The sequence below is a fragment of the Thermoactinomyces sp. DSM 45892 genome, assembly GCF_900107305.1.
In the GTDB taxonomy this organism is placed as follows: domain Bacteria; phylum Bacillota; class Bacilli; order Thermoactinomycetales; family Thermoactinomycetaceae; genus Baia.
Window position 1 is genome coordinate 203406 of the sequence record NZ_FNPL01000002.1, and the last position, 20167, is coordinate 223572.

The 20167-nt window shown below is 40.7% G+C and carries 20 protein-coding genes and 1 tRNA gene; 12 read left to right on the forward strand and 9 right to left on the reverse strand.

Going from position 1 to position 20167, the window contains the following annotated elements; all coding sequences use genetic code 11:
* The first annotated feature begins 42 nt into the window (after positions 1-42).
* Positions 43-939 (forward strand): GNAT family N-acetyltransferase, encoded by an 897-nt coding sequence (locus tag BLU58_RS02655; RefSeq protein WP_176786457.1) that lies wholly within the window; start codon positions 43-45, stop codon positions 937-939.
* 59 nt (positions 940-998) lie between these two features.
* Here the strand turns inward: BLU58_RS02655 and BLU58_RS02660 are convergent, their stop codons facing one another.
* From BLU58_RS02660 to BLU58_RS02670, 3 genes are all read right to left on the reverse strand, one after another.
* A complete protein-coding gene (locus BLU58_RS02660) occupies positions 999-1271 on the reverse strand; it encodes a hypothetical protein (protein WP_093290688.1) in 273 nt (90 codons plus the stop codon).
* Positions 1272-1462: 191 nt separating this feature from the next.
* On the reverse strand, positions 1463-1747 hold the full coding sequence (locus BLU58_RS02665; RefSeq protein ID WP_093290689.1) for a YolD-like family protein: 285 nt from the start codon (positions 1745-1747) through the stop codon (positions 1463-1465).
* 123 nt (positions 1748-1870) lie between these two features.
* A tRNA-Pro gene (locus BLU58_RS02670) sits at positions 1871-1947 on the reverse strand.
* A gap of 202 nt (positions 1948-2149) precedes the next feature.
* On the opposite strand from BLU58_RS02670, the gene BLU58_RS02675 reads away from it, so the two are divergent.
* Positions 2150-2560: an acyl-CoA thioesterase gene (locus BLU58_RS02675; RefSeq protein ID WP_093290690.1), complete on the forward strand. Its 411-nt coding sequence runs from the start codon at positions 2150-2152 to the stop codon at positions 2558-2560.
* A gap of 45 nt (positions 2561-2605) precedes the next feature.
* On the opposite strand, the gene BLU58_RS02680 is transcribed toward BLU58_RS02675, so the two are convergent.
* Positions 2606-2836 (reverse strand): DUF1128 family protein, encoded by a 231-nt coding sequence (locus BLU58_RS02680; RefSeq protein ID WP_093290691.1) that lies wholly within the window; start codon positions 2834-2836, stop codon positions 2606-2608.
* Between the two features lie 69 nt (positions 2837-2905).
* Here BLU58_RS02680 and BLU58_RS02685 point away from each other — a divergent pair, with 69 nt between their 5' ends.
* Complete coding sequence (locus tag BLU58_RS02685) at positions 2906-3307, forward strand: DUF309 domain-containing protein (RefSeq protein ID WP_093290692.1); 402 nt, start codon at positions 2906-2908, stop codon at positions 3305-3307.
* On the opposite strand, the gene BLU58_RS02690 is transcribed toward BLU58_RS02685, so the two are convergent.
* Positions 3293-3874: a YdcF family protein gene (locus BLU58_RS02690; RefSeq protein WP_093290693.1), complete on the reverse strand. Its 582-nt coding sequence runs from the start codon at positions 3872-3874 to the stop codon at positions 3293-3295. The genes BLU58_RS02685 and BLU58_RS02690 overlap by 15 nt on opposite strands.
* Positions 3875-3911: 37 nt before the next feature.
* The gene (locus BLU58_RS02695) at positions 3912-4223 is read right to left on the reverse strand and encodes an iron-sulfur cluster assembly accessory protein (protein WP_093290694.1); all 312 of its coding nucleotides are present in this window, start codon (positions 4221-4223) and stop codon (positions 3912-3914) included.
* Positions 4224-4356: 133 nt separating this feature from the next.
* Between BLU58_RS02695 and tpx the strand changes: the two genes are divergently transcribed.
* Together tpx and BLU58_RS02705 are read left to right on the forward strand one after the other, a co-directional pair.
* Positions 4357-4872, forward strand: coding sequence for a thiol peroxidase (gene tpx / locus BLU58_RS02700; protein WP_093290695.1), 516 nt, complete (start codon positions 4357-4359; stop codon positions 4870-4872).
* Between the two features lie 145 nt (positions 4873-5017).
* Entirely contained in the window at positions 5018-5515 is a 498-nt protein-coding gene (locus tag BLU58_RS02705) for a hypothetical protein (protein WP_093290696.1), read from the forward strand.
* Positions 5516-5611: 96 nt separating this feature from the next.
* Here the strand turns inward: BLU58_RS02705 and BLU58_RS02710 are convergent, their stop codons facing one another.
* A complete protein-coding gene (locus BLU58_RS02710) occupies positions 5612-5968 on the reverse strand; it encodes a nuclear transport factor 2 family protein (protein ID WP_093290697.1) in 357 nt (118 codons plus the stop codon).
* 97 nt (positions 5969-6065) lie between these two features.
* The gene (acnA, locus tag BLU58_RS02715; RefSeq protein ID WP_093290698.1) at positions 6066-8780 is read right to left on the reverse strand and encodes an aconitate hydratase AcnA; all 2715 of its coding nucleotides are present in this window, start codon (positions 8778-8780) and stop codon (positions 6066-6068) included.
* A 227-nt stretch (positions 8781-9007) separates the two neighbouring features.
* Here acnA and BLU58_RS02720 point away from each other — a divergent pair, with 227 nt between their 5' ends.
* The 3 genes from BLU58_RS02720 to BLU58_RS02730 all read left to right on the forward strand — a co-directional run bounded on the left by BLU58_RS02720 (position 9008) and on the right by BLU58_RS02730 (position 11172).
* Positions 9008-9748 carry an IclR family transcriptional regulator gene (locus BLU58_RS02720; protein WP_093290699.1) on the forward strand — a complete coding sequence of 247 codons (741 nt, stop codon included), beginning with the start codon at positions 9008-9010 and terminating at the stop codon, positions 9746-9748.
* 147 nt (positions 9749-9895) lie between these two features.
* Positions 9896-10336: a BrxA/BrxB family bacilliredoxin gene (locus BLU58_RS02725; RefSeq protein ID WP_093290700.1), complete on the forward strand. Its 441-nt coding sequence runs from the start codon at positions 9896-9898 to the stop codon at positions 10334-10336.
* A gap of 155 nt (positions 10337-10491) precedes the next feature.
* On the forward strand, positions 10492-11172 hold the full coding sequence (locus BLU58_RS02730; RefSeq protein WP_143123672.1) for a hypothetical protein: 681 nt from the start codon (positions 10492-10494) through the stop codon (positions 11170-11172).
* Between the two features lie 72 nt (positions 11173-11244).
* Here the strand turns inward: BLU58_RS02730 and BLU58_RS02735 are convergent, their stop codons facing one another.
* The gene (locus BLU58_RS02735) at positions 11245-12027 is read right to left on the reverse strand and encodes a hypothetical protein (RefSeq protein WP_093290702.1); all 783 of its coding nucleotides are present in this window, start codon (positions 12025-12027) and stop codon (positions 11245-11247) included.
* A gap of 248 nt (positions 12028-12275) precedes the next feature.
* Here BLU58_RS02735 and BLU58_RS02740 point away from each other — a divergent pair, with 248 nt between their 5' ends.
* From BLU58_RS02740 to BLU58_RS02755, 4 genes are all read left to right on the forward strand, one after another.
* Positions 12276-13166: a helix-turn-helix domain-containing protein gene (locus BLU58_RS02740; RefSeq protein WP_255404562.1), complete on the forward strand. Its 891-nt coding sequence runs from the start codon at positions 12276-12278 to the stop codon at positions 13164-13166.
* A 536-nt stretch (positions 13167-13702) separates the two neighbouring features.
* Complete coding sequence (locus tag BLU58_RS02745; RefSeq protein ID WP_093290703.1) at positions 13703-14227, forward strand: sterol desaturase family protein; 525 nt, start codon at positions 13703-13705, stop codon at positions 14225-14227.
* On the forward strand, positions 14227-18690 hold the full coding sequence (locus tag BLU58_RS02750; protein ID WP_093290704.1) for a non-ribosomal peptide synthetase: 4464 nt from the start codon (positions 14227-14229) through the stop codon (positions 18688-18690). Before BLU58_RS02745 ends, BLU58_RS02750 begins: the two co-directional genes overlap by 1 nt.
* Positions 18691-18720: 30 nt before the next feature.
* Positions 18721-20145, forward strand: coding sequence for an aminotransferase class I/II-fold pyridoxal phosphate-dependent enzyme (locus BLU58_RS02755; protein WP_093290705.1), 1425 nt, complete (start codon positions 18721-18723; stop codon positions 20143-20145).
* Positions 20146-20167: the final 22 nt, after the last annotated feature.

A 20167-nucleotide genomic window follows, 5' to 3' on the forward strand; every position in this document is an offset into this window, starting at 1 on the left:
GAATATATTTATATGATATAAAAATGAGGAGATATGCGAAAAGTGACAACTCGAAAGAATGGTTTCATGATAAAGCGTGGTCTTGAGGAAAAGGATCTAGAAGAGATAAAAAAATTATCTAAGATATGTAATGAATACGAAAAAATAGAAGTCAAACTAAACTGGGATATGTTACAGAGCCGTTCGAAAGGGGAAGCAAATGACTTTCTTTATTATGAAAATGGGGTTCTGGTAGGTTTTTTAGGACTGTATGTGTTTAATCTACGTGAGGCAGAGATTGGAGGCATGGTGCTCCCAGAGGCTCGTCGTAAAGGAATTTTCCAAAAATTATTGGAACAAGCGATCGAAGAGTTAAAGAGACGAGGTATTCCGAATCTGTTGATTGTGGTTGATCACAATTCAGAGTCTGGTCAACGATTTGCCCAGGCGCAGGTGGGGACACAATATACATTTTCCGAATACTGTATGGAGCTGAGTGAGGCTAAGCAACAACCAAAGCGCTTTGAGGATATCATGATCCGAAAAGCAGAGCCTGAAGACGTTAGCTTTATTGTCAATTGCATGGAGATTTCTTTTCAGTTACCTAAAGGGGATATTAAGCCAGAGAGATTTCATCAGCCGGATACAAGGGCCTTTCTAGTCATAAAAGGACAAGAAAAAATAGGTGTTTTATCTGTACAGATCAGCGATGAGGGAGCCTTTATCTTTGGTTTTTGCTTACTGCCTGATTATCAAGGGCATGGTTATGGGGGGCAAGCTCTCTCTGAGGTCGTTCAGCTGTTGTTAGAAGAAGGGGAAACGAAGCAATTCCTAGATGTAGCCTGTGAAAATAAGCGTGCATTGAAGTTGTATCAGGATTGTGGATTTGTCGTAACTGGATGCAATGATTACTTTGAAAAGAAACTTGGAAGTTCTAAAAATGAAAGCTCCGTAGTTTAGGGGCTTTATCAACGTGTAAGAGGTTGGATCTGTTTTTTGTAGATCCAACCTCTTTTTCATCAACCTCTATATCGATTTACAAATGCTAAGAGTCCATGTAAGGACAAATTTGTCAGGAGGGTAATGATCATATAAATGAATATCCAAAGTCCAAACCCCTCACGAAAGCTAACTAGATATAATAACGAGAAAAAGATACCTGTGATCGCAGGGCCAAACCACCAGTTACGAAACAGAACACAACTTAGCATTCCCCATATGACGGCAAGTGTGGGGAAAATGACCATGATGAGAATCGTATGGTCTGTATACAGTTGCCAAAGCTCTTCCATAAATCGATCCCCCTTCGTAGAGAACCATAAAATAATTATAACAAATTTATGTATTTTCTGATATATTATTCTCTGATTATCTTGCTTAGAGAATAGGGTGATTGATCATGGGCTTATGGATATGGGTCCATAAGCCCATGGTAAACAAATGGAAGCCCCCTCACTGTGGAGAAGGCTTCCATTTTACTCGCTTATACTAATTCCAATGTAACCATAGTCGTAAGGTCGATTTTTCTTTTTATACTGCCATTGAATAGATGGATGGTGCGCTCGTCGGGCTCGATGCGATCGACAAAGCCGCAAAACTGTCGATGTCCAAATGGAGTGCGGTAGACCAAAAGAATAGGGCTGTTAGTCTCATATGCTTTTTGAATTCGATCGATTAATTCAATGGTATGTTCTAGGCTAAACATGGTTGATGTGTGTTGATTTTGAAAAGTATGTTGTGTAAGATTCGAATCTTTATGTATGTTCATCTTTATCACACTCCAGAACAAGCGTTCTTATTTATATCTTAATCATACACGAATATTTGTTCGTGTCAAGAAGCTGAATAGAAAAATGAAAAAAACCCTCTCTCATTTAGAGAAGGTTTTGATTGGTCGGGATGACACGATTCGAACGTGCGACCCCCTGGTCCCAAACCAGGTGCTCTACCAAGCTGAGCCACATCCCGATATTCGTATGTACTATTTACAAGCGACATATAAAATCTTACCATCGTTACTTCATCTAGTCAATACTTAAATAGAAAAAATTGCTCATTTAGGTCAGATCAGTTATGATAAAATGGAATAAATTTGAGAATAAAATCTTTTGCTTATGAATGGTATAGCTTCTTTTCCAATCAGGATATATTTTAAGGAAGGGGCTTTAATGTGAAAACACATATTGAGATTGAAGTGCGTCCTACTGAAATTGATGCTATGGGTCATGTAAATAATGCGAAATATCTGGAGTACATGGAGTGGAGTCGAGAAGACTGGTACAACAAGGTGGGATTGCCTTTTGATGTATTTACAGAGATGAATGTAGGAACGGTGTCTGTAAATATTAATATCAATTATCGCAAAGAGGCAAAGCTAGGACAGCATCTTACGATATCTACGGAACCACTTCGGAAGGGGAAGACCAGCTTTGTACTGAAACATGAGATTTACAATCAAGATGGGGAACTTGTTGCAGATGCGCAAGTTGTTTCGGTTACCATCGACTTAGGTACTCGAAAAAGCGTATTACTTCCTGATGCTCTACAAACTCACTTTCCCGAATGTTGCAAAGCTACATAAAATCAAAAAACGATGATGCTTTTTAGGAGCCTCATCGTTTTTTGATTAAGTATGTTTCTTCATATCGCGAAGCTCTTCTAAGATACCTTCGATTTCCATCATCGTAAGCTGACCTTGCTTCTTTTGAATCAATTGATAGATTTCAAGAAGGTCTTGGAAATGAGAGAGTCGAAAGTCTTGTGGAGAAATGAGGGCTGCATTTACAAGTTTTAAGCTAGATTTGATCTCATCTACAACCCAAATGAGATTTTCTTCCGATGCTATATGTCGATCCATAGATGAATACTTCCTTTCTAATTTAACTATTTCTCATCATTGTAACATATGAGTAGAGGAGCTTGTCAGATGAACCAAGAGTCTTGCCTATATCCCGATCTCTATGTTCGTTTTTTATATGAATTTCATGAGACGAGAGACTACTTTGAGTGCCATGAATTACTAGAGGATTTATGGATGGAGGAGGCGAGGGAGCCGTTTTATCAAGGGCTGCTTCAAATTGCGGTTGGACTTTTTCATTATCGAAATGAAAACATAGGTGGCGCTCGAAAAATGTTTGATTTGGCGTTGCAAAAATTAGCTTACTATCCGAATCATTGGTTGGGAATTGATGTCGAGCAGACTCGTCAAGATGTATCTGTGATGAAGGGAAAAATCGAACAAGATCCATCTGTTCCGTTTGAGCCGATCGAGATCGTGATATGGGATGAAGTCTTACAAGAACTGGTTAATCATTTAAAAACCAAGTGATTGCTTGATCAGAGCTAAGCTTTCTCTCGCTTTATGATAAGGCATAAACAAAACTTCGGAGTGGACAGGGGCGATGAGCGAATCGTTTAGTCCGGTTTGCTTCGCATATTGCAAAGCCCGGGTCATATGGTAATCATGTGTGATAATGACAATGTTATCGATCTGGGTACCTGTTAGTAATTTTTTTGTGTTCTCTAGATTTTGTTGGGTGTTTGAGGACTGATCTTCTAGCAAAACCCGCTCTTGAGGAACCTTTTTTTGTACAAGATACTCTTTCATCGCAAGGGCTTCCGTTACGCCTTCTTTTTCTAGACCGCCCGAAACAATGACATATTCTACTTTTTTATCTTGGTATAGTTTCGCCGCTACCTCTAATCGCTCGACTAGGGCAGGGCTTGGTTTCCCGTTCCACAATGCCGCTCCTAGCACCACTCCAGCATCTGCATGCGATGATGGAGTGGGGGTATCATCGTATTGGGATACCTTGAGATAGAAATAACCTATGATGAGAAGGAGAAGGAGGATAAAGGCTAGAGAAAACGTGAGGAACCATTTTGTTGTTGTCATCTATTGCCTCCTAAACTGCTGTAGTAGGATATGAACATTAGGTAAGTTGGCATTCGGATTGAAACGGCGGGTTCGGATGAGCGAGAATAAATTTTCCGTTATCCCGATTTAGATCGATGATGAGTCCATCCATCCAAGCACGCTCAGAAGGGAGCCAAGTAAAGGGGATGTTTTTTATTTTTATGGATTCGAAATGAGGGGATACTTCCGTTAAATCGATAGCGAAGGATGGAGTTCCGCAACCAGAAGTGTGCGCCATCACACGAAAGGCTAGCGATTCGTCTGCGTGCTCTTGATGTAGAATATAAAGTAATTTTGCTACGGCTAAGTCGGATATTTGTACCTTCATGGTAGACCTCCTGTCGAACTTTCTAGATGAAATGATAGCAGAAAATGAAAGGGAGGGGAAATCCGATGATTTCTACGTGGATGAGAATATGGTAAGATTAGGCTTGTAACCTTGTTAAGGAGGAGAATACATAATGGCACAAGAACGTCATGGAGCAATTACATTTAAAGGGGGTCCTGTGACCCTAATAGGACCAGAGGTGAAAGTGGGCGATCAATCACCTGATTTCACCGTGCTGGCGAATGATTTATCCCCAGTAACGCTCGCTAGTTCAGCTGGACAAGTTCGCCTGATTAGCGTGGTCCCTTCTATAGATACAGGGGTATGCGATGCACAAACTCGCCGTTTCAATGAAGCAGCGGCTACATTAGATAATGCTGTGGTATTAACAGTGAGTATGGATCTTCCATTTGCCCAGAAGCGTTGGTGTGCGGCGGCTGGCATTGATCAAGTGCAAACAGTGTCGGATCATCGCGATGCTTCATTTGGTACAGCTTATGGTGTGCTAATCAAGGAACTTCGTTTATTAGCACGTGCTGTATTTGTAGTAGATCGTAATGACAAAGTCACCTATGTGGAGTATGTTTCAGAAGCTACAAATCATCCAAATTATGAAGCGGCGATTGAAGCGGCTAAAAAAGCCCTATAAGGATAAAAGAATATTGGATAGAGAGAAAGCTCAGTATTAGTAGATACTGGGCTTTTTCGATTTTATGACAAAATAGTGGGAATCATACTTTCTTTCTGTCTACTTACCTGATATATTGTCTATATATGGAAAACGAGGTGAGTTCATGGAAGAACAATTAAAAGAACTTACGATGATGGTGAGAGCCATCTATGATCAACAACTAGTCATGAATGCCAAGATAGATGGATTAGATAAACGAGTTGGGAACATAGAAGATCGTTTGGACCGGATTGAAAACCGAATGGACAAGCTAGAAGTTCGAATGGATGGGTTGGAACAGCGAATGGACAAGCTAGAAGTTCGAATGGACGGCTTGGAACAGGGAATGGACAAGCTAGAAGTTCGAATGGACGGCTTGGAACAGGGAATGGATAAGCTTGAAGTTCGAATGGATCAAGTTGATTACATCGCAGAGAATTTAACACAAGGCACCCATAATCTAGAAGTCAAAGTAGATCGAGCGGTAGGTTTGCTCGACCAAAAAGTGACTCACATCGAGCAGGAAGGAACGGATACGCAGGAAAGACTCAAATATATTCGAACCGTTCTTATTCGCCATGATGAGGAAATCCTAGCGCTTGGTTTAAAACGGTCTGTATAAGAGTATATTACAGAACTTTGCTGACTGAAAGTCGTGATTGTATCAAATTTCCAAACTAGCTAAGTAGACTCTAACATACTCATACCCCTACTCATTCTACTTAGAATGAGTAGGGGTTCCTTGATGAAAGACCATCTTCCATTTCCCGTTGAACTGCTTCCAAATGGAGCTACGTAATGTGCTTTGCTCTCGTATTTCATCATGAATATGATACGTTATCATAACGACATCATCTGCTAATGGATGAAGTTGAAACTGAGTAGGCGTTAGTTTCCGGGTATCACGAGTGCCAACTACATCATAATCCTTCCTTACCCACACATTGCCCGAACTACCAAATTCAAAATAGGCATCAGATAGATATTCTGCATAAAGTTCTTTCGTTGGTTTAAGCAGTGTTGTTTCTAGTTCGAATAGGTACTTTTCTAAAAGTGTTAGGTCAGTATTTTGCATTGATGATGACAGCCCCCTCTTTATAACAAACAGCCTCCTTCACATTTTTTGAAAGAGGCTGTTTTCGTGAAATCATACAATATGGTGAAGTGAAAGCTTACACGTTTACTTCTGTACTCAGGATCTGACGAAGTACAGTTTGCAAGATACCACCATTACGGTAATACTCCACGTCGACTACGCTATCCAGACGTGCTTTTGCATCAAATTCTACAATAGAACCATCTGCTTTCGTTACGCGAATTTGCAAGATTTGACCCGGTTCCACTTGATCGTTTAGACCCGGAATATCAATGATCTCTTCACCTGTTAGATTGAGAGACTTCCAAGAGACACCGTTTGTGAACTCTAGAGGAAGTACACCCATACCTACTAAGTTACTGCGATGGATCCGCTCGAAGCTCTCAGCGATGACGGCTTTGACGCCAAGTAGATTGGTACCTTTTGCTGCCCAGTCACGGGAGCTACCTGTACCGTACTCTTTACCGGCGAAGATGACGAGTGGAATACCTGCTTCTTGATACTTCATGGAAGCGTCATAGATCGAAGTTACTTGACCTGTAGGAACATGCTTCGTGACGCCGCCTTCTGAACCCGGTACCATTAGGTTACGTAGACGAATGTTGGCAAATGTTCCGCGGGTCATCACTTGGTCATTACCACGACGGGCACCATACGAGTTAAAGTCTTTTATATCCACATGGTTGGCTTGCAAGAGCTGCCCAGCTGGACTAGATGGCTTGATATTACCTGCTGGTGAGATATGGTCGGTTGTGACGGAATCTCCAAGTAGTGCAAGCACACGAGCACCTTGGATGTTTTGGATTGGCTCCACATCCGCAGAGAGGTTCTGGAAGAATGGAGGCTCTTGGATATAGGTAGAGTCTGCATCCCAATCATAAAGCGTGCCTTCTGGAGCAGGGATTTGGTTCCAACGCTCATTAGCATCAAATACTTTGCCATATTGCTCGATAAACTGCTCACGAGAGATCGCTTCGGACAATACTTGGCTTACTTCAGCAGAGGATGGCCAGATATCTTTGAGGAAAACAGGTTTTCCGTCTTTATCTGTGCCGATTGCTTCGGTTGCAAAATCGATATCTACTGTACCTGCCAATGCATAAGCCACTACAAGCGGTGGAGAAGCCAAGTAGTTTGCTTTTACAGATGGATGTACACGACCTTCGAAGTTACGGTTTCCAGAGAGCACGGAAGCGACGGTTAGATCATTGGACTCAATCGCATGACCGATATGATCTTCTAATGGGCCGGAGTTACCGATACAAGTGGCACATCCGTAGCCGGCAACATGGAAGCCAAGTTTCTCAAGGGATTCAAGTAGATTGGACTTCACTAAGTAGTCGGTTACGACCTTTGAACCAGGTGTGAGCGAGCTTTTTACAAATGGTTTTACTTGAAGCCCAAGTTCAACAGCCTTTTTCGCTACTAAACCAGCACCAAGCATAACGCTTGGATTAGAGGTGTTGGTGCAACTTGTGATGGCTGCGATTACCACGGAGCCTGTTGTCAGTTCGAATGATTCACCGTTTGGAGCTGTTACATTAGCTTTTTTCGCGATTTGCTCATCCGTTAAACCGAATCCACGATCTTCTACTGGCTTTTTAAGGGTTTCGTTCCATTCTTGTTTCATATTAGAAAGCTCTACACGATCTTGTGGACGCTTTGGACCTGATAAACTTGGTACAACTGTGCTAAGGTCTAGTTCAACCATATCTGTGAAGACTGGGTCTGGTGTTTCATCTGTACGGAACATACCTTGAGCGGTGTAGTACTCTTTTACGAGTTGAACAAGCTCTTCATCACGGCCGGTGTTTCGTAGATAGTTCAATGTTTCTTCGTCGATTGGGAAGAAGCCCATCGTTGCACCGTATTCAGGAGCCATGTTTGCTACGGTAGCACGGTCGGCTAAGCTGATGCTGGAGAGACCTGAACCATAGAACTCAACGAATTTGCCAACTACTCCTTTTTTACGAAGCATTTCCGTTACGGTTAAAGCTAAGTCGGTTGCAGTTGCGCCATCGGCTAGCTTTCCGGTTAATTTGAAGCCGATTACATCTGGCATGAGGAAGTAGAGAGGTTGACCGAGCATACCTGCTTCCGCTTCAATTCCACCAACGCCCCAACCGAGTACACCAAGACCGTTAATCATCGTGGTATGGGAGTCAGTACCTACTAGGGAGTCTGGGAAAGCGATGGTTTCGCCATTTTCTTCACGTGTCGCTACTACAGTTGCCAAGTATTCAAGGTTTACTTGGTGGACGATTCCGGTAGCAGGTGGTACAGCACGGAAGTTCGTGAAAGAGTCTTTAGCCCAACGAAGCAGACGGTAGCGTTCTTCGTTTCGCTCAAATTCGCGTTGCATGTTATATTCGAGTGAGTCAGGTGTTCCTGCTCTATCTACCATGACGGAGTGGTCGATCACAAGATCAACTGGGATAAGTGGGTTAATGCGTTCTGGGTTTCCACCTACACGCTCCATAGCAGATCGAAGAGCAGCAAGGTCGACCACGGCAGGAACCCCTGTGAAGTCTTGTAATACAATTCGTGCTGGTTTAAAAGCAATTTCTTTGTCTGACGAAGCAGTATCCCAATTGGCAAGTTGTTCTACGTGTTCTTTGGTAACTGCTTTTCCATCATGTTGGCGTACAGCGGCTTCTAAAAGAACTTTGATGGAAAAAGGAAGTTTAGAAATATTTCCGATTCCTTGCTCTTCTAACGTACCTAGGCGATAGTAAGTAAAATCTTTTCCATTTACGGTTAGTTTTGAGCGAGATTGAAAGAGATCTGACATTGAAAAGCCTCCTTTATCAAAATGGCAATAAATAAGTTTGTTTGTTATTTCGTTTCACCAGATGAAACAGCGTTTCTTTTTTCAGTACTCATTATACAACTAACGAAACGAAATTGTATAGTCTTTTATCTAGATAGAATAAGAATATTTTTAGTCCCTTCCTAATCTGTATACAAAGCAGTATAATAAAATGAAACATTGTTTCAAATTTGGAATGAGGGACAAGGATGGAAGAGAAAAAGACCACAACCAGAGCGGCAGAGAGAGCGTTAGATATCCTCCTTTGCTTTGTGGGGAAACCAGAATTAGCGATGAGAGAGATTGTGGAGAAAACAGAATTGAGTAAGAGTACGGTCTTTCGTCTACTCGCTACCTTGGAAGCAAAAGGCTTTGTCAAACGTGATGCTGACACCGAGAAGTATAGCTTGGGCTTTCGAATTTGGGAGTTAGCGAATCATATTAATCGTTCTGATGATCCTGCCATTTTGTTCCTTCCGGAGATGGAGCGTCTCCGAGATGATATTGATGAAACGGTTAGTTTATATGTGCGAGATGGCTTGGAGCGTGTACGGATTCAAGCGGTGGAGAGTCAGCAGGCGATTCGCCGAGTGGCCCCGATCGGCGCGCGACTTCCGCTATCGGTAGGTGCATCCAGTAAAGTGATCGTAGCTTATACAGAAGGTGATTTGTTAGGAAAAGTTCTTTCCGATCCTATGTGGCCTGCCGGGATTGACCGAGACTTATACATAAAGCAATTACAAGAAATTCGCGCACAGGGATTTGCGATTAGCATGGAAGAACGAGAAGCGGGAACAGCGGCTGTCTCCGTGGCGATTCGCAGCCGAGCAGGCAACCTTGTTGCGGCTCTTGTCTTATCAGGGCCCATCTCACGAATGAATGAAGAGCAGATGATTCGATATGTACCTCGTCTTGTGAAAGCGGCAGAGGAGATGGGAAAGCTAGTTTAAGATTAACATATACAAACGAATCCCCCTGAATACACGTAATCGTCAATTTGAGGGATTGGTTACTCTGTCGCTTAAAAGAAACCGAAAACGATTCGTAGACGTTCTTTCTTGATTTGGATACAATATAATGGTGGAGGAGGGATATACATGTCACAAAACTTTTATTTTCAACAAATGCAGATGATGGTTCAACCGATGCGAGATGAGCTAACTCGAATTGGTGTAAAAGAATTACGCACCCCCGAAGAAGTGAAGGAAGCATTCCAAGGTGAGGCAGCTAAAGGAACTTCTTTAGTGGTTGTAAACTCGGTTTGTGGTTGTGCGGCAGGACTTGCTCGTCCAGCAGTAGCCGAATCTTTGAAACATGAGAAAACCCCCGATCATCTTTATACGGTGTTCGCTGGTCAAGATAAAGAAGCAACTGCGGAAGCACGTCAATATTTCGAGGGCCAACCACCTTCCTCGCCTTCTTTTGTTATCTTAAAAGACGGTAAATTAGTACATATGATTCATCGTCATGAGATCGAAGGCGTTTCATTGGAAGAGATCGCGGCGAATCTAACCAATGCTTACAACCAATATTGCTAGTCAATGCGAGAGGTCCCCAGTAGAGGTATAGTATTCTACTGGGTTTTTTATATTAGTAACAGAGATCAACGGTACTATACTAAAAAAACAATCTTTTTGATATAATCAAAACTAATGAAAATACAGAAATTTGTTTTCGGGAGGACTATATGCGGGTGAATAGGTTGATTTTAGGTGCATTAATGGCGAGTCTATGTGCTATCGCTATCGGTTGTGGAACGGAGGCAGCCAAGTCAGAGAAACCAAAGGAGGAGCAAGCCACGGTCCAGAAAGTAGAGGATCGTGATCCAGTAGCACTTCATGAGCCGAAGGTGGAGAAGTATTTAAACAAGGTAACCGAGGTGGATCTGTTTCAACTATCGAATGAAGAGCAGACTCTATATGATCAATTAAAAAAGAAGTTTGATTATGCCTTATTAAAAGGTGTTGATCCCATTACCCAAACTAAACTGCTTATCCACGCTCAGGGAATGGGAGACCACGGTTTAGAATATGATCTTTACCTGCCTACAGCAATGAAAGACGAAGTCCTATTTAAAGCCGACAAAGATCAAATGCTATCGGCACCTGCCACACGCGCGGCTTATGTAAAGAAGAAATCAGATCCGAAAGTGATGGAAAAAGCAAAGTCATTAAGTAAGGCAAAGATAAGAGCAGTTTACCATAAAGACTCCATCCCGCCCATTATTCAGGTTGTATATGAAGCGGTTGGCCAGGATAAAGGGAATTATCTGGCATTCCGAGAGTATGAAGGGATTTGGAGGATGGAATTTGATCTAAATACAGGCTTTAGTAATGACGTGGATGATGAGGATGGTGTGCAAGACGAATCTTAAAGAGGTGGCTTTAGTCTAAATGGGCTAAAGCCATTTATGTGTACAGAGAATCACTCGTAAAAGTTAGGATAATCAGATAATTGATGTTGTATGATTCTGATTCGTAATACTTTCTAGCAACGAGAGATACTCCTTCTGTAAAATAATATGAGAATGAGATAATGCTTTGCCAATTGGATGGGTCTCAAGTATTTGAGGTCGGGGGAGTCTATGATCTAAACATAATTGGATCGTTTCCTCTATTTCTTGTGAATCCATTAATTGAATAGACATAAACAAACGTAAATCAATGTTCCATTTTTGTAAGTCCCTTTTCACCGCCCGTATCCCTGAAAAGTCTATTTTACCGTTTTTCGTTTTTTTCTGATTAAATATAAGGTCAAAGCAAAGAGTAAATGAAGTGAACGTATGTGTGAGTAACATATCTTCATGTATGTGTAAATCATCTACTAAAATTTGTATGGTTAGTGGATAAGGGGTTGATTGGATCAAGGTATTAATCGGATCGGGATCATGGAAATGATCTGTCCCACTACATATAATCTCTTGAATCGAATGATTGAATGAATCGTATGATGTGAAAGAAGGACGAGCTCTATTCTCCATTTCGTCAACGATTTTTATTTTATCTAAGACGAAGTGGTTTTCTAAAAAGGCAATGGTAGGGGAAAACAGAAATAGATTTACATGATCTATCCTTGTGGTGATGATGTCCGACTCTACCTTTTTTACACCCAATAATTGGAGGTTTGTGTTGTTTACCTTATGGATTTGCCCGTTATTTTGCAAGACAATGTAGTGGCTATCGATTTCACGGTAGGCAATTATTTTTTTAGGGTTTTCTTTATTCCACAATCAAACTCACTTCCTAGCATAAGGGCTCTTTACAATTATCAAACTTACACTAACAAAATATTGATTGTAAAGAAAGGGATCCTTTGAATTAGATCAATTGATACAAATATGTATCAATTTTTATTCAATTACAATCAATTTTGTATTAATATATAATAGAAGTTATTTTCAAACTTCAATACTTGCACTCACAGTTGATAATGGAATATTTACGAGACTGATTGAATACTGAAAGGTGAGAATGAAAAATGGATTTCTCTAATGTTGGAGATAATATTAAACAATTACGAAAGACATTTGGCTTATCACAAAAAGAGCTAGCGGAAGGGATTTGTACGCAAGCGCAGATTAGCAAGATTGAAAATGGCTCCATTTATCCTTTATCGACCACGCTGTATTTAATCTCTCGCAAGTTGGGTGTAGATGTTAACTACTTTTTTGATATTTGTGAGACGCCTCGACTTGATTATGCTCAAGAAGTGATCTTGCTAATTCAGGAGTATAAAAGAAAGCGTGATTACGAGAAGATATATCGTATTGTAAAGGCAGAAAAGACAAATCCTGTATTCCAAACATTGCGAAACAAACAGTTTCTAGTCTGGCATGAGGGGATCTGTCTTTATTATTTGAAAAAGAATAGTGAGGAATGTTTGCGTCTTTTAAAGCAATCCCTAGATATGACACTTAGTGCTATTGTTTCGCTACGAGAAATAGAAATCCTAAATAGCATTGCTATTATCCATTGTGAAGAGAAAAACTTTGTAGGTGCGAACAAATACTTCGAAAAAGCAATTAAGCATTATGAAGTCTTGCCATATAAAAATGATGCCTCGATTATCATTCGTATTTATTACAACTACGCAAAGAGTCTATCGATCACAAGTGAGTATGAAAAGTCGATTGATTATTGTAATCGTGGGATCCGGCTTTGCCGTTCTAATGAGACGCTCTATTCCTTGGGAGAGCTCATGTATCATCTGGGTTACAACTGGCTAAATCTGGGTCATCAGGTGAAAGCTATTCAATATATGAAGGAGTCTATTCAAATATTTGAGTTGCAACAAAATCAGCCATTTATTGATTATGTCGTAGCAGAAATTGCGAATATATCAGATGATCAAAATCTGGAGAAAGGGTAATCTGTGACGAGTGGAAACATCATGCTTCATTTCTCTGGGATGTTTCCGTGCGAGATGGTATGGGAAAGGGGTTATCCCTTTCTTTTTACTATTTTTGTATAAATATGATTTATTTAATACAATCTAAATAATATTATTAGAGTTATTTTTTTCATGAGATAGTATAGGAATTGATGCGAAATTGATACCTGAAGAGTAAGGAACTCTGACCATGTCAGATTCATGATTATTCATAGCACTCTATAATACTTTCTACAGGCACCCAGTGCTTGAAAATAGAGAGAATGAGGTGGCAATCTTGAAAAAAGTAAATTACCTTCTATCCATGGTAGCAGTCGCTGTGGTTCTGGGGACGCCAGTATTGTATACCCTACCATTTCAACATTAAAAGTCTCTTTGAGATAGCAAGTAGATATTTTCTCTTGTAGTTACATGGAAATTCTGGCATGTAACTACATTCGTAACTTGGATACAAATGTGGTTAGAAAGTATATCATGATTTACCTATCTGAACACCAAGGAGACTATGTAAGAGTATGGTTTTTGTTCTGAAATTAGTTGGATACTATTTGTTATGTAACCTTTATTCATATTTGATGCATCGGTTAGCTCATATACCGAGTAAGAAAAATCCGCTTTTTATCATTCATAGGGAACATCATAAAAATAAGTATGATGATGCAAAACCAAGCTTACCTGACTGGCCTAATTATTTCTTATGGTTTGGCAATTTATATGCAACGTTAGATGTTTGGATTACACTCACGCTACCTCACATTATTGTGATATGGATAGACCCGATTCCAGGGTTGGTATTGTTTGTAATCCACTATTTTTATGAAGTTTTCCTAGCTGCAACGGTATTAGATCATAACCCTCGTATTAAGGGGCCTATTACGAAAGTTCTTGCTGTTGGTGAATATCATATGAACCATCATTACTATATTAAAGGAAATTATGGTTTTTATATTACATTCTGGGATTTTGTCTTTGGAACCGTTTATAAGAAGAAATCACAGCAATATAGTAGGAAGACAAGGCATAGGGGTGAAAGCGCGTGATGTCCCAAGAAGGCAATCGTTTTCCACTGACACATCCTCAAAAACGGATTTGGTATATTGAAAAACTTATTTCGGATTCTCCTATGCACCATATTTGTGGTACCGCTGAATTAAAAGGGGAAATCAATCTATCTCATTTAGAAGAGACGGTCCTCCGCTTTTTGAAGAAGCATGATTCATTTCACTTACATTTTTTTGAGGAGAATGAAGAGGTTTATCAGACTGTAAGTGAATGTACGCTCGATAAAATTGATTTTTTCGATTTTAGTCACGATGAGAATCCGTCAGAGTGCCTTGATCAGTGGATTCGAAAGGAAATAGAAAAACCGTTTTCAATGATAGGAAATGATTTGTTTTACTTAGCAATCTATCGAAAGAGCGAATCATGCTATGGATTATTTGTGAAGGTCCATCATTTGATTTTTGATGGCTGGTCTGTTCATCTTTTGGCCAAGCAGATTTGTGAAATGTACGAAGGAGTTGAGGAGGAACACGATGCAGGCTCCTATCTTGATTATATTGGTAAGGAACAACGATATTTACAGTCTGACAGACTGATCAAGAATAAAGAGTTTTGGATGACGAAGTTTGAAACATTGCCAGAGCTTCTTTTTGCTGAGAATCAAGATGGATATGAAGGAAAACGTAAATCGTTTGTCATGGCTCCCTCTTTTTCGGCGAAAATGAAGGGGTTAGCGCAGGAGTACCAGTGCTCTCTAAACGAGTGCTACATTATGCTGGTGCAGATCTACTTACACAAGATAGTAGGAAGACGGGATATTGTGATTGGGACTCCTGTGTATAATCGCTCTGGCAAAAGAGAGAAAGAGACGATTGGCATGTTTACGAGTACGATGCCGCTTCGGTGCGAGATAGAGGTAGATTCTTCTGTAACGGAATACCTGAAGGCAGTGAAACGAGAGATTAGGCAATGTTATATGCATCAAAAGTATCCGTATGACTTACTGGCAAACGATCTTCAGTTAAAGAAGCATGGTTATGATTCTTTATTCCAACTTTGTGTGAATTACTATCATTTCCAAGCGCATAACGAACTGTTTGATCCGGAGGAGATTCATAACGGCCATCAGTTATTCCCCATGCAAATCGTAGTCAAGGATTGGTCCGAAGAAGGGAATCTGCAACTAGATTTCGACTATAGGACAAGTATGTTTACAGATGAATATATCGAGCAGATGAATGCTCGCATGATATATCTGGCCGAGCAGATCTTTCAAAATCCCGATGTTTCGATCGGTAATCTAACCTTGTTATCGGATGCAGAAAGGAAGGAGCTTGTATACGACTTCAATGATACAGATGCCGACTATCCGAAAGATAAAACGGTTACGGAACAGTTTGAAGAACAAGTGCGCCATACGCCGAATCATATAGCGGTTTCTTGTCGAGATGAGTCTCTGTCCTATGCAGAATTAAATGGGAAGGCCAATCAATTGGCACGTTCTTTAGTGAATCGTGGGATTGGACGAGGCGATATAGTTGGAATTTTGGCAGATCATGCCCTCGATCTTCCTGTGGCGATCTTAGGGATATTAAAAACAGGTGCTGCTTATGTACCGATCGATGTGCAAACAGCGCCTAGTAGAATGGAAGAGATTCTACTAGATAGTGAAGCTTCTTCTCTCTTAACCAATCGAGAAGTGCCTAAAGATGTGAGATTTACGGGTACTGTGATGAATTTTCAAGATCCACACTGGTATACGGGAGATTCATCTAATCTAGATGTGAAATATTCCCCGAATGATTTGGTCTATATGATCTATACCTCTGGATCTACAGGCAAACCGAAGGGTGTGATGATCGAGCATAGGGGCTTGATGAACTATCTTTGGTGGGCGCGAAAGACGTATGTCAAAGATGTTCATGATTCTTTTGCACTGTATTCCTCGTTAGCGTTTGACTTAACCATCACTTCTATTTTTACTCCCTTAATAGGTGGCAATCAAATTCGCGTTTATCCCGAAAATGATGATAATTTCGTGCTTTACGATATTTTGGAGGACAATCAAGTATCGATCATTAAGTTGACTCCTGCACATTTGTCCTTATTGCAAGAGAAGACGTTTCCGCATTCAACCGTGAAGAGGCTCATTGTTGGCGGTGAGGAGTTAAAAGGGTCGCTTGCGCAAAGGATTCAAGATTCTTTTTACGGCAAGATTGAGATTTTGAATGAATATGGCCCAACTGAGACGGTTGTAGGCTGTATGATTCATCGATTTCATCCTGCTACTGATACAGATGCTACGGTTCCGATCGGGACTCCAGCGGATAATGTACAAATTTACCTTTTAGATGAAAAGCTAAAGCCTGTTCCAAAGGGATGTATAGGGGAGATGTATATATCTGGCGATGGTGTAGCAAGAGGATACTGGAATCGTGTAGATTTAACGGATCAATGTTTTATTGATAATCCTTTTAGGACAGGGAAGAAAATGTACAAGACAGGGGATCTAGCGAAGTTTCTAGACTGTGGCTTGATTGAGTATATAGGTCGTAAAGACCAGCAGGTGAAACTAAGAGGATACCGCATTGAATTATCTGAGATTGAGTACCGTCTGATGGAACTTCCTTATATAAAGGAGGCAGTGGTGATCGATCGGGTATCAAGTACGGGTCAAAAGCAGTTATATGCCTATCTCGTAAAGATGACGGATGAGGATATTTCACCTCTTGCTATCAAGCAGGATTTAGCCAAGGTACTACCTACTTACATGGTTCCTGCATACTTCCTATTTATCGAACAGATTCCGCTTACGAAGAATGGCAAGGTGGATCGAAACCAGTTGCCGATAGAGGAGCCAAGTGTGATCGAAATCGATCCTGATCAAGTAGTAGGTGATCGGGAACTACAAGTACTTACGGTGCTTCAAGAGATTTTGCAGATGGATTCTGTTCATTTGCAGGATGATTTCTATCAATTAGGTGGCGACTCGATTAAAGCGATTCAGATTGCTTCGAAGCTAAAACAGATAGGCTTGAAAATCCGTGCGAAGGATATACTGGCTCATTCTACGATTCATGAGATGGTGGCATGTGTAGAGGTAGACCAGAATGAACAAAGCATGGAGCAAGGGATTGCGGAAGGAATGATTTCTCTGTCTCCGATCGCATCCTGGTTTTTCTCCCAATCGTTTCAAGAGGATCATCATTGGAATCAATCGGTTTTATTAAATCTAAATAAGCGAGTGGAAGCAGATCAGATTGAGACCGTTATGGATGTATTGATTCGGCAACATGATACGCTACGAATCAATATAAACAGAGAGTCTGGAACGATGTTTTACAATCCAGCACATTTAAAGAGTCCCTTTCAACTGACGAGAGTCGATTTATCTCATCTCTCGTATGAAAGTCAGCAGGCGGAGATGGAGCGACTAGGACTTCAGTTGAAATCTACGATGAATCTGGAAGAGGATCTATTAATTAATGCTTGTATTTTTGATTTAGGTGAGCAAGGGAAGAGGTTATTACTTACCGCACACCACCTCATTATGGACGCGGTATCATGGAGGATTTTGCTTGGCGATATGGCTGAGTTACTGGAAAATCCAAATCAATCCGATCGTTTATTGCCAAAGACACATTCGTATCAATACTGGGTACATGAATTAAATTCTTATGCGACCAGGCTGACAGAGGATGATATTCAATATTGGAAGTCGATTGGCAAGAGGAAATCTGGTTTTTCGTCGTCTGATGTGCAAAGACAGGAAGTGCAGAAAGTGTCTACGCTTCGTGATCGATTAAATGAAGAAGAGACAAGGGCATTATTAACCAGTGCTAATGAGGCTTTCAGTACAGAACCAGTTGAGTTGTTGCTTTCATCGCTTGCGCTAGCGATAAAGGAACATACGAATCAAAGCCGTGTTTGCATCGAAATGGAAGGGCATGGACGAGAGGAATTTACACATGGGCTTGATCTATCGAGGACGATAGGCTGGTTTACCAGTATGTATCCCGTACTTCTAGAGGTTGAGGATGAGCCGTTTTCTACACAGATGAAATCGATGAAGGAACAGATACGCAAGGTTCCGAACAAGGGGCTTGATTATCTGATTCTCAAACATATGTCTGATCGTTTGCAAGATGGAGATGAGCCATTAGTTCGCTTTAATTACCTAGGTGATTTTGATGCAACCGCTTATCCGAAATTTTTTACCTTTGCAAGTGAGTCTTCTGGGTCTGAGACTGGTAAAAATCATCTAACTGCTGTGATGGATCTAACCGCTATGATTGTCAATCAGGAGCTACAGCTGTCCATTACATATAACGAAAGCCATTTTCAAAATGAGGAGATACCCTCGTTTATGAAGCAATGGCTACATCATCTGAGAAGAATGATTGAGCAGTGTTGTAATCAGGAGCAAACGCAGTTTACGCCTTCTGACTTTGAAACGGTAAGTCTAAGTCAGGAGGAATTAGATTTGCTGACTGGTATATAAAACCTATAAAGATATGGAAGGAATTTTACATTGTCGCTTAATGCTTACTACAATCAAGACACTGAAAAGCTGGAGATGTATCAACGGTTAATTCAGTATTGGAGTATGATGTTTGATCGCGAAGAAAAAATCGCTGTGCTGGATAATATGAACTTTCATAGTCAGTTGTTTCCTGAGATTTTTACGATGAAGGAAATAGCTGATCTCCATCCGATCGAGCCAGGATATACTTCCCCAGATGGCTATACGGAAATGCATGAGTTAATTCGCGCATTAGAGTATACACGACTCATCAAGCAAGAACCAGAGCGTGAAGGGATTGTGAAACGGCTGGCAAGTGAGGCGGGTATAGGGTGTGGGAACGGCTGTACCAATGTGATGAATGGGGTTATTAACTCGATTTTGAAAGTGAAGAGTGAAACGGATCAAGTAAAGACGCCAGAAGTGATTTTGATTTTGCCAAACTATACGGTGTATACAGCGCAACTATCGAATTTACATGGAAAAGTAAATCCTGTCTATGTATATACGAAACAGGAGAATGATTTCCTACCCACATTTGAAGAAATACAAGGTGCGATTACGCCGAATACCGTTGCAGTGGTGATTACGTATCCGAATAACCCAGCGCAATCCACATATGAGGGTGAAAACGTACCAGAATTAAAGAAGATCGTAGATATGTGTCAAGAAAATCAGATCTACCTGGTAGTGGATAACATTTATCAGGATTTAGTCTTTCCTAGGAGCCGACCTTTTACGGAGATTTTTAATCTGACGGATCGACTTGATTATGTGGTGAAGGTATACGGTTGCTCGAAGGATACACCATTTTACTCTGGTTATCGGACTGGTTACTGGTTCGGTGATCCTGCGTTGATGGATAAGTATAAATATGTGATTTCAGCAACAGAGAATAGTTTAAATACGCAATCTCTCGTGTATTTCACGCTGAATCTGTATTTTAAATATCTGGCACTGAGTCAAGCGGAGCCTTCTGTAGAGGATATGAAATATTTCTCTCAAGGGATTTTCGGCTGGGGACAAGCTGTGGATGAACAGCAGCTTTTTGACAAAATGAAAGAGCTTGATTTGTATCCGAAGTACTTGTCCAGATTGAAACAATCGGATGATATACAGGAAGATGCTTTAAAACAAGTGATACAGTTTGTGGAGCAATCAGATGTGTTCTCCGATTATTCAAATCAAAATATTGGCAATGTATTCTTTCTTAAGGTCAATCCGGAGTATCTATTTTCGAATGATAATGAGTTTTTCAGGTTTTTATTTCACGAAGCGAAAATCGGTGTGCTTCCTGGAAACGTGTTTGGCATGCAACCAACTCCAGGTGAGATTTGGTTTCGCATCACCTTGATTCACGATCCAGTAGATGAAATTATTCGCCATTTGCGGAAGATCGAAGAGGCAGTCATTCATTTACACCAATTCGTATAGAGACAAGAAACGCGAAGGGAGT

Coding starts and splice junctions, on each gene's coding strand:
- BLU58_RS02740 (WP_255404562.1), top strand. CDS start 12,276: ATGGATTTCTCTAATGTTGGAGATAATATTAAACAATTACGAAAGACA.
- BLU58_RS02750 (WP_093290704.1), top strand. CDS start 14,227: ATGTCCCAAGAAGGCAATCGTTTTCCACTGACACATCCTCAAAAACGG.
- BLU58_RS02745 (WP_093290703.1), top strand. CDS start 13,703: ATGGTTTTTGTTCTGAAATTAGTTGGATACTATTTGTTATGTAACCTT.
- BLU58_RS02710 (WP_093290697.1), bottom strand. CDS start 5,968: ATGCAAAATACTGACCTAACACTTTTAGAAAAGTACCTATTCGAACTA.
- BLU58_RS02665 (WP_093290689.1), bottom strand. CDS start 1,747: ATGAACATACATAAAGATTCGAATCTTACACAACATACTTTTCAAAAT.
- BLU58_RS02725 (WP_093290700.1), top strand. CDS start 9,896: ATGTCACAAAACTTTTATTTTCAACAAATGCAGATGATGGTTCAACCG.
- tpx (WP_093290695.1), top strand. CDS start 4,357: ATGGCACAAGAACGTCATGGAGCAATTACATTTAAAGGGGGTCCTGTG.
- BLU58_RS02660 (WP_093290688.1), bottom strand. CDS start 1,271: ATGGAAGAGCTTTGGCAACTGTATACAGACCATACGATTCTCATCATG.
- BLU58_RS02720 (WP_093290699.1), top strand. CDS start 9,008: ATGGAAGAGAAAAAGACCACAACCAGAGCGGCAGAGAGAGCGTTAGAT.
- BLU58_RS02690 (WP_093290693.1), bottom strand. CDS start 3,874: ATGACAACAACAAAATGGTTCCTCACGTTTTCTCTAGCCTTTATCCTC.
- BLU58_RS02705 (WP_093290696.1), top strand. CDS start 5,018: ATGGAAGAACAATTAAAAGAACTTACGATGATGGTGAGAGCCATCTAT.
- BLU58_RS02695 (WP_093290694.1), bottom strand. CDS start 4,223: ATGAAGGTACAAATATCCGACTTAGCCGTAGCAAAATTACTTTATATT.
- BLU58_RS02680 (WP_093290691.1), bottom strand. CDS start 2,836: ATGGATCGACATATAGCATCGGAAGAAAATCTCATTTGGGTTGTAGAT.
- acnA (WP_093290698.1), bottom strand. CDS start 8,780: ATGTCAGATCTCTTTCAATCTCGCTCAAAACTAACCGTAAATGGAAAA.
- BLU58_RS02685 (WP_093290692.1), top strand. CDS start 2,906: ATGAACCAAGAGTCTTGCCTATATCCCGATCTCTATGTTCGTTTTTTA.